This window comes from Kocuria tytonicola (assembly GCF_003687455.1).
In the GTDB taxonomy this organism is placed as follows: Bacteria; Actinomycetota; Actinomycetes; order Actinomycetales; family Micrococcaceae; genus Kocuria; species Kocuria tytonicola.
The window spans coordinates 1-5,154 of record NZ_PHOA01000131.1 but is presented as its reverse complement, the minus strand read 5'-3'; the positions used below and the strand labels follow the sequence as shown (position 1 = coordinate 5,154).

General features: G+C 75.6%; 4 protein-coding genes. All 4 read right to left on the bottom strand.

Annotated features, from left to right (window positions below):
- Nucleotides 1-392 (bottom strand): glycosyltransferase (locus CWC38_RS10820; RefSeq protein WP_165860407.1); only part of this gene is annotated, 392 nt, incomplete at its 3' end.
- Between the two features lie 311 nt (nt 393-703).
- Nucleotides 704-1,960: a cystathionine gamma-synthase gene (locus CWC38_RS10815; protein ID WP_121846739.1), complete on the bottom strand. Its 1,257-nt coding sequence runs from the start codon at nt 1,958-1,960 to the stop codon at nt 704-706.
- A 185-nt stretch (nt 1,961-2,145) separates the two neighbouring features.
- Nucleotides 2,146-3,492, bottom strand: a complete 1,347-nt coding sequence (locus tag CWC38_RS10810; RefSeq protein WP_121846738.1) for a PLP-dependent transferase — start codon at nt 3,490-3,492, stop codon at nt 2,146-2,148.
- 104 nt (nt 3,493-3,596) lie between these two features.
- A partial coding sequence (metE, locus tag CWC38_RS10805; RefSeq protein WP_121846737.1) for a 5-methyltetrahydropteroyltriglutamate--homocysteine S-methyltransferase occupies nt 3,597-5,154 on the bottom strand: 1,558 nt, incomplete at its 5' end.

Genomic DNA, 5,154 nt, shown 5'->3' with positions numbered 1-5,154 from the left:
GGCCACATGTGGGCGCGCACCACCGGAACGTGACGCTGCAGGGCGGCGTGGACCGCGGCGATCGAGAACGTGGAGGCCACGAGCACGTCCGCGTGCCGCAGCGCCTCCCGGGCGGGGGCGTAGCCGGAGTGCAGGAAGTCCGCGAACAGGTCCCGTGAGCGGTTCAGGTCCCGGGGGTTCCAGCGCAGGGCGGCGCGTCCGGCGGGACCGGCCATCAGCGCTCGCGGGTCGCTCGGGACGGGGAGCACGCGCAGCTCAGGAGGCAGGGAGTCCACGGCGGAGTCGTGGGTCACGAGGGTGACGCGGTGGCCCGCCGCGCTGAGTCGGGAGGCGAGGTGGGCGAACGGGACGACGTCCCCGCGGCTGCCGATCGCGGATACAGCGACCTCCACCCGATGCGCTCCTCGTCCGTCCCACTCCGTGCCCCGGGCGGCCGGCCCCATCCGGTGAGGATCTGGGGGAACGGCGGCCCGGTGGCTTGTGCCCCCATGGTAGTGGGTGGCGGGGGTGGCTGTTCGGACGACGCCGTCGGGTGGTGCGGGCGGTGCGCGTGACGTTCGGACGACGCCGCCAGGTTGCGGGGCTGGCTGGGTGGTCGCTCGGACGACGCCGCCGTCAGGCCCGGTGGGCTCCTGAGGTCCGGCGGGTGCGCGGCTCCGTTTTCCGGCGCTCCCGTCCTCCGGCGCCCCGCACTCCCACCCGCTCACGCGGCGCGTGCCACGCTGCTGGTGTCCCTGCTACCTCTGCCCCTGCTGTCCCCGGTGGACGCCCCCGCGGCGGCATCCAGTGCCTGCGCCAGGTCCGCCAGGTGGTCCGCGAGGTCCTCGATCCCCACGGACAGCCGCACCAGGTCCTCCGGCACCTCGTACGGGGTGCCCACCCGGGAGGCGTGGGTCATGCTGTGGGGCACGCACGCCAGGGACTCCACACCGCCCAGGCTCACCGACAGGCTGTAGAGCCGGGACGCGCGCACGAACTCGTGGGCCGCGGCCACCCCTCCGGCCGGGCGGAACGAGACAATGCCGCCGAAACCGCCGTTGAGGGTGCGCGCGGCCAGCTCGTGCTGCGGGTGCTCCTCCAGGCCGGGGTAGTTCACCTCGGCCACGTCCTCCCGGGACCGCAGGAACCGGGCGACCTCCAGCGCGTTGGCGCAGTGCCGCTCCACGCGCAGGGGCAGGGTCTTGAGACCGCGCGCCGCGAGGAACGCGTCGAACGGACCGGCCACCGCACCGCACGCGAACTGCTGGAACGCCATCAGCTCCGCGAGCGGTTCACCCCGCCACGCGGCGTCGCCCACCACCACCGCACCGCCGAGGACGTCCGAGTGGCCCCCGATGTACTTGGTGGTGGAGTGCACCACCGCGTGGGCACCCAGGGTCAGGGGATTCTGGAGGGCGGGCGTGGCGAAGGTGTTGTCCACGACGAGCAGGGCGCCGGCGTCGCGGGCCACCACCGCCCACGCGGCAACGTCCGCCACTCTGAGCAGCGGGTTGGAGGGCGTCTCCAACCACAGCACCCGGGTGACGCCCGGGCGGACGGTGGCCGCGGCGTCGTCGGCGGAGGCGGAGGGGACGACACTGTGCTCGATGCCCCACGAGGAGAGGACCTGGTCCACCAGGCGGAACGTGCCGCCGTAGACGTCCGACGCGAGCACCACGTGGTCCCCGGGAGCGAGGACCGCGCGGAGCAGGGCGTCCTCCGCGGCCATCCCGGAGGCGAACGCGAAGGCGCGCGTGCCGCGCTCCAGGGACGCGAGCTGCTCCTCGAAGCCGTTGCGCGTGGGGTTGGAACCCCGACTGTACTCGTGGCCGCCGGTGCGGAACTCGTTGACCCCGTCCTGCACGAACGTGGAGGTCTGGTAGATGGGCGGGACCACGGCGCCGGTCACGGGGTCCGGCTGCTGGCCGTCGTGGACGGCGCGGGTGGCAAGTCCCGGCAGGGTGCCGGTGGGGCGGGTCATGGTGAGGCTCCTCGTCTGGACGGTGGTGGGCACTGCGGGCGGCGCTGCGTTCCGGCGGCGGACAGTGCGGGCCGTGGGGCGCGCTGCGCAGGCGGCGATGCCCGGTGGGACACACCCGATGGCGGGTGCGCAGGAGACGCAGCTCTGAGGACGGCGTTCTGCGGGTCGCGCACAGCGACCGGCACTCAGTCGGCCGCGGCGGTCACAGGTTCTCGTGGGCGTGCGGGGGCTTGCGCGGCCGGGGCCTCAGCGGAGGGAACCCCCGCGGCGGGGGCGAGCCGCGCGAGCGCCCGCAGCAGGTCCGCCGTGAGCTCCGCCGGGTCCTCGAGCCCCACGGAGAGTCGCAGGGTCCGCTCGGTGATCCCGCTCGCCCGGAACTGCTCGGGGGTGAGCCGGCAGTGGGTCATGCCGGCCGGGTGGGCCACCAGGGTGCGGACGTCCCCGACGTTGGCCGCGAGCCGGATGCGCTCCAGCCCGTTCACCACGGTCTCCGCGTCCGCCGCGGTGCCGCGGACCGCGAAGGACAGCAGCCCGCCGCCCCCGCGGTAGCCTCCCTCCGCGTACAGCTCGTGCTGCCGCCCCTCGGCGAGGGACGGGTGGTGCACACGCTCCACCGCGGGGTGGTCCACAAGAACGGCCGCGAGTGCTGCGGCGGTGGCGGACTGGCGCTGCACCCGCACGTCCAGGGTGGCCGTGCCCTGCAGGATCTCGTGGGCGGCGGTGGCCCCCAGGCACGGGCCGAGGTCGTTGAGGTACTTGCAGCGGGCCACGCCCAGCACGGCCTTCTGCGCGCCGAAGACCTCCACCGGGGACCGCCCGCCCCAGCGGTGGTGGGCCTCGGTGAGCCAGGGCCAGCGGGCGGCGTCGTCCGCGGGGTCGAAACCGCCCGTGGCCACGAGCAGCCCGCCCAGGGGGCCGCCGTGCCCGGCGAGGTACTTGGTGGCCGAGTGCACCCCGAAGTCCGCGCCGTGCTCCCCGGGCGTGAACAGCTGCGGGGTGGCCACGGTGTTGTCCACGAGCACCACCGCACCGTGGCGGTGGGCGATCCGCGCAATGGCCTCCAGCTCGGGCAGCTCGGTGAGCGGGTTCGCGATCGTCTCCAGGAAGAACACGCGGGTGCCGTCCCGCACCGCGTCCTCCCACTGCTGGGGAACGCGCGGGTCCGCGAACGTCACCTCCAGACCCGTGTCCGCGAGGCTGTCCGTGAGCAGGTCCACGGTCCCGCCGTAGATCCGCGAGGACACCACGGCGTGCGCGTCCCGCGCCGGTCCCGTGAGCGTCAGCAGCGCGAGCGCCACGGCCGCCTGGCCCGACGACGCCGCCACGGCAGCCACCCCGCGCTCCCGCCGGGCGATCTCCGCCTCCAGCGCGGCCACGTTCGGGTTGCCCGTCCGCGCGTACGTGACCCCGCCGGCCCGCTGGGCGAACACCGCGCGTGCGTCCGCGAGGGTCTCGAACGCGTACGCCGCGCTGTGGTGGATGGGCTGGACGATCGGTGTCCCCAGCGGTGGGGGAGCCGTGGTGGTGGTCATGGGGTTCTCCGTTCCTCGGTGGCCGTGCCGCCCCGGTGGGAGCGGCGGCACGGCCACGCCGTGTGCTCTGGAAGTCGACCCGTGGGGGCCGTGGGGTGCGGTGCTCAGCGCTCCGCGGCGAGGGCGGGCCGGGCGTCACGGGGCTGCGCGGCGGCGTCGTCCCGCGCGAGCTCCGCGCGCACCGTGACGGCCGCGGCGACCAGCCGGTCGAGGGCGGCCTCCGTCTCGGGCCACGCGCGGGTCTTGAGCCCGCAGTCCGGGTTGACCCACACGCGCTCCGCGCCGATGGCGTGCGCCGCGTGCCGCACGCGCTGGGCGACCTCCTCGAAGGTGGGAACGCGCGGGGAGTGGATGTCCCACACGCCGGGGCCCACGTCCCGCGGGAAGCCCGCGGCCGCGAGACCGGCCACGATGCCCGAGCCCGAGCGGGAGGCCTCCAGGGTGGTGACGTCAGCGTCCAGGCCCTCGATGGCGTCCAGCACGGTCTCGAACTCCGAGTAGCACAGGTGCGTGTGGACCTGGGTGGCGGTCCCGGCGGCGCCCGTGGCGAGCCGGAAGGAGCCCACGGACCAGTCCAGGTACGCGGGGCGGTCCGCCTCGCGCAGCGGCAGCAGCTCGCGCAGGGCGGGCTCGTCCACCTGGATCACGGCGGTCCCGGCGGCCTCCAGGTCCGCGATCTCGTCCCGCAGGGCCAGCGCCACCTGGTCCGCGACCTCGGCCGCGGGGACGTCGTCCCGCACGAAGGACCACGCGAGGATCGTGACCGGACCCGTGAGCATGCCCTTGACGGGCCGTTCCGTGAGCGACGCCGCATACCGCGTCCAGTCCACCGTGATGGGTGCCGGCCGGGAGACGTCCCCGAACAGGATGGACGGGCGCGTGCACCGCGAACCGTAGGACTGCACCCAGCCGTGCTGCGTGGTGGCGAAGCCGTCCAGGGCCTCTGCGAAGTACTGCACCATGTCGTTGCGCTCGGGCTCACCGTGCACGAGCACGTCCAGGCCCAGCTCCTCCTGGGCGCGCACGGTCCGGGCGATCTCCTCGCGGATCGCCTCCGTGTAGGCGCCCTCGTCCAAGCGCCCCGCCCGGTGGGCGGCGCGGGTCGCGCGGATCTCGGCCGTCTGTGGGAAGGAGCCGATGGTCGTGGTGGGCAGCGGGGGCAGGTCCAGCCGCGCGTGCTGGGCCGCCCGGCGCTCCTCCGACGCCGCCCGCACCCGGTCCTCGGGCCGCACCGCCGCCGTGCGCTCGCGGACCTCCGCCCGGTGGGTGGCCGGGTGCGCGGCACGGGCGGCGCGGATCTCGGCGTCCTCGGCCAGGGGCTCCGCGATCGCGTCCCACCCGTGGGCCACGCCGCGGGCCAGGTCCGCCACCTCGGTGACCTTCTGGTCCGCGAACGCCACCCAGCGGCGCACCTCGGGGTCCAGCCCGGTCTCGCGGGCGGCGTCGTGCGGGACGTGCAGCAGCGGCGTCGCCGTGCCCACAGCCACCGGCCCGTGCGCCGCGGCGCGCAACCGGTCCAGGGTGTCCACGGCGCGGGCCAGGTCCGTGCGCCACACGGTGCGCCCGCCCACGACGCCGCCCACCACCGCACGTCCGCCCCACGCCTCGAGCGCGGCGGCCGAGGGCACGTCCCCGCGGTCGAGGCGTGGGGCGGACGTGCGG